Annotated in this window: 5 protein-coding genes; 3 read left to right on the forward strand and 2 right to left on the reverse strand. The window is 72.4% G+C overall.

The window, feature by feature from the left end:
• Together ACTIR_RS26115 and ACTIR_RS0100470 are read left to right on the forward strand one after the other, a co-directional pair.
• Window positions 1-642, forward strand: a 642-nt coding sequence (locus ACTIR_RS26115; protein ID WP_026452817.1) for a YncE family protein, incomplete at its 5' end; no start/stop codon positions are given.
• Entirely contained in the window at window positions 639-866 is a 228-nt protein-coding gene (locus tag ACTIR_RS0100470; RefSeq protein WP_026452818.1) for a DUF5703 family protein, read from the forward strand. The genes ACTIR_RS26115 and ACTIR_RS0100470, both read left to right, overlap by 4 nt.
• Window positions 867-921: 55 nt before the next feature.
• On the opposite strand, the gene ACTIR_RS0100475 is transcribed toward ACTIR_RS0100470, so the two are convergent.
• The gene (locus tag ACTIR_RS0100475; RefSeq protein ID WP_026452819.1) at window positions 922-1,740 is read right to left on the reverse strand and encodes an SAM-dependent methyltransferase; all 819 of its coding nucleotides are present in this window, start codon (window positions 1,738-1,740) and stop codon (window positions 922-924) included.
• A 181-nt stretch (window positions 1,741-1,921) separates the two neighbouring features.
• On the opposite strand from ACTIR_RS0100475, the gene ACTIR_RS0100480 reads away from it, so the two are divergent.
• The gene (locus tag ACTIR_RS0100480) at window positions 1,922-2,353 is read left to right on the forward strand and encodes a hypothetical protein (protein WP_007025515.1); all 432 of its coding nucleotides are present in this window, start codon (window positions 1,922-1,924) and stop codon (window positions 2,351-2,353) included.
• A 5-nt stretch (window positions 2,354-2,358) separates the two neighbouring features.
• Here ACTIR_RS0100480 and ACTIR_RS0100485 read toward each other — a convergent pair whose 3' ends face one another.
• Window positions 2,359-2,979 carry an L-threonylcarbamoyladenylate synthase gene (locus ACTIR_RS0100485; RefSeq protein WP_026452820.1) on the reverse strand — a complete coding sequence of 207 codons (621 nt, stop codon included), beginning with the start codon at window positions 2,977-2,979 and terminating at the stop codon, window positions 2,359-2,361.
• Window positions 2,980-3,040: the final 61 nt, after the last annotated feature.

The raw sequence follows: 3,040 nt of genomic DNA on the forward strand, positions 1-3,040 counted from the left end.
GTGCTCACGCGGGTCACCCTGCCCGGTGGTGAGCGGGACACCACCGAGGTCCGTGGCGGGCCCTCGGGTGCGGTCGTCGACGACGCCGGGCGCACCCTCGTGGCGCTGCGGAACCGTGCGGCGGTGGCCGTCCTGTCCGACGGCCGGGTCACCGACACCGTGGAGGGCGGCCTCTACAGCGCCGACGACGTGCTGATCGCCGACGGCGACCCGTACGTGCTGGACCGGGAGCGGACGGCGCTGTTCGGGCTGGACGTCGACGGCGACGAGTTCTCCGGGGGACTGCGCGCGGGCCACGGCGCCACCAACGCCGTCGTCGACGACTTCGGCCGGATCCTGGTCGCCGACACCCGCGGCGGCGGGCTGCTCGCGTTCTCGCCGGATCCGTTCCTGCTGCGCCAGCGGTACCCGGTCCCGGCGGGCCCGCACGGCCTGGCCTACGACCCCGGAACGGACGTGGCCTGGGTGACCCTCCCGCGGCGCAACGAGGTCGTCGGGTTCGACATGCGCGGCGGCGAGCCCGAGGAACGGTACCGCTACCCCACCGTCCGCCAGCCGGATTCGGTTACCGTCGACCCACGGACCTCGCGAGTCGTGGTCGGCTCGGCGACCGGGGAAGGGATCCAGGTGATCGACCCATGACGAGCACGGAAGCGGTGGTCGACGGGGACTGGGAGTACCGCCGGGTGCAGCTGCCCCCGGGGGTGTCGCGGATCTCGACGACCGTGCAGCTGTCCATCCAGGCGGAGTTCTCCGGCTGGGAACTGTCCAGCGTGCGGCTCTACTCGGACGGCACCCGCCGGGTATGGCTGCGCAGACGCCGGTCCCTGGCCACACCGGCCGGGCTGCCGGGGCTGATGGTCTGAGACGGGCGGTCGGCCGCCGGCCGCCGACCGCCCGTGCGGTGTCCCCGCCCCCGGGTCAGGGTTTGCGGGCGACGCCGCTGAGCAAGACGCGGTCCATCGACGTCAGCGGGGTCAGGCGGGGGCCGTCGGGCCACCATTCGTGCAGCCGCACCAGGCCGGGCTCGACCGGTTCGAGGCCCTCCAGGTAGGCGGCGATCTCGTCCCGGGTGCGGAACCGGCCGGAGCCCATCGAACTGCCGGTGAGGCGCTGTTCCATGTCCTTGGCGAACGTGCTCGACTCCGGGTCCTCGTCCTGCGGGTCCCAGAAGTGGCACAGCGCGACGTACGAGCCGGACGGCAGGGCGTCGATGTAGCGGCGCATGATCCCGTGCGGGTCCTCGTCGTCCATCAGGTGGTGCAGGGTGTTGCACTGCATCAGCACGTAGGGCCGGTCCAGGTCGAGGTTGCGGGTCACGTCGGGGTGTCCCAGCAGGGCGTCCGGGTCCGCCAGGTCGGCCTCGACGAAGTGGGTGAACGGGTTCTCCTCCAGCAGCGCCCGGCCGTGCGCCCCGACGACGGGGTCGTTGTCGACGTAGACGACCCGCGCCTCGGGGTTGAGCCGCTGCGCCGCCTCGTGGGTGTTCTCCTGGGTGGGCAGGCCGGAGCCGCAGTCGAGGAACTGGTCCATGCCCGCCGGGCCCGCGAGCCAGCGCACGACGCGGACCAGCCACTCGCGGATCGCGACGGCCGTGGCGGGGGCCTGCGGGTCGGACTCCAGCACCGACCGGTAGACCACCCGGTCGACCTCGTAGTTGTCCTTGCCGCCCAGCAGGGCGTCGTACACCCGGGCCACGCTCGCCTTCGTGGTATCGATCGTGGTCTCGCCACCGGACATCGTCACACCCCCGACCTGTCGTGCCTGCAAGATCACCGCAAAAGGTAGTACAGAAGTTCCGGTCAGTGAACACCGGTACCGGCGGCCCCGTGTTCCGGGTGACACCGGGCGGCGCCCGCCTTGACACTCCGCCGTTCGGTCGAACTATTGTTCGATTCGAGGGAGTTGTGAGGGAGTGCCGATGGAGCAACCGGACCGGCGACGGACGGAGCAACGGGCGGAACACCGGCCGGAACCGTCCCCGCGTTCACCACTGCCGTGGTGGCGCCGGGACGCGAGTTCGACCCCGACCCGACCGGTGTGGGCCCCGGCCGGGGACGCACCGCCCACGTTCCGGCCGGTGGACCCGCCGCAGTGGGTGTGGGTCGACCCGCGCGCGGCGCTGCGCAAGAACGCGTTCGAGATCTCCGGGGACGACGAGGAGGGCATCCAGTACCGGTACGAGGCCAAGGGACTGCTGCGCGGGTGGATGCCGTCGGTCGACGGGGCCGCGCTGGGCGTGGTCACCTACCAGCTGCTCACCGCGGACCTCGCGTGGCGCACGATCGTCACGACGTTCGTGCCCGCCCACCAGATCCGGTTCCGCGCCCGCACCGGCAGGGAGAAGAGCTGACCGGCTCAGGTGAACCGGGCGGGGTCCCCCGCGCCGACGCGCACCACCTCCGGCTCGTCGTCGGAGAAGTCGACCACGGTGGTCGGCTCGGTGCCGCAGTCGCCGGAGTCGAGCACCACGTCCACCAGGTGACCGAGCCGTTCCCGGATCTCCCACCCGTCCGTCATCGGCTCCTCGTCCCCGGGCAGCAGCAGCGTGCTCGACACCAGCGGCTCCCCCAGTTCGGTGACCAGGGCCCGGGCGGTGACGTGGTCCGGGATCCGCGCCCCCACCGTCCTCTTCTTCGGGTGCGCCAGCTGCCGCGGCACCTCGCGCGTCGCGGGCAGGATGAACGTGTACGGGCCGGGCACCGACGCCCGCACGGCCCGGAACACCGTGTTGCTCAGATGCACGAACTGGCCGAGCTGGGCGAAGTCCCGGCACACCAGCGTGAAGTGGTGCCGGGAGTCCAGGTCGCGCAGTGCCCGGATGCGTTCCATGCCGCGCTTGTTGCCCAGGGTGCAGCCGAGCGCGAAACCCGAGTCCGTCGGGTACGCGATCAGGCCGCCGGACCGCAGCACGTCGACGACCTGCCGGATCGACCGGGGCTGCGGATTGCGCGGATGCACGTCGTAGTACCTCGCCACGCGCCGAGCCTAGGGGCTGGGCCCCGGCGACGGCCAGCACCGCAGGGGGCGCGTCCCCCGG

This window comes from Saccharomonospora iraqiensis subsp. iraqiensis (assembly GCF_000430445.1).
Classification (GTDB): domain Bacteria; phylum Actinomycetota; class Actinomycetes; order Mycobacteriales; family Pseudonocardiaceae; genus Saccharomonospora; species Saccharomonospora iraqiensis.

Excerpts from the sequence above, each read along its gene's own strand:
- ACTIR_RS0100470 (WP_026452818.1), top strand. The coding sequence starts at position 639 with ATGACGAGCACGGAAGCGGTGGTCGACGGGGACTGGGAGTACCGCCGG.
- ACTIR_RS0100475 (WP_026452819.1), bottom strand. The coding sequence starts at position 1,740 with ATGTCCGGTGGCGAGACCACGATCGATACCACGAAGGCGAGCGTGGCC.
- ACTIR_RS0100480 (WP_007025515.1), top strand. The coding sequence starts at position 1,922 with ATGGAGCAACCGGACCGGCGACGGACGGAGCAACGGGCGGAACACCGG.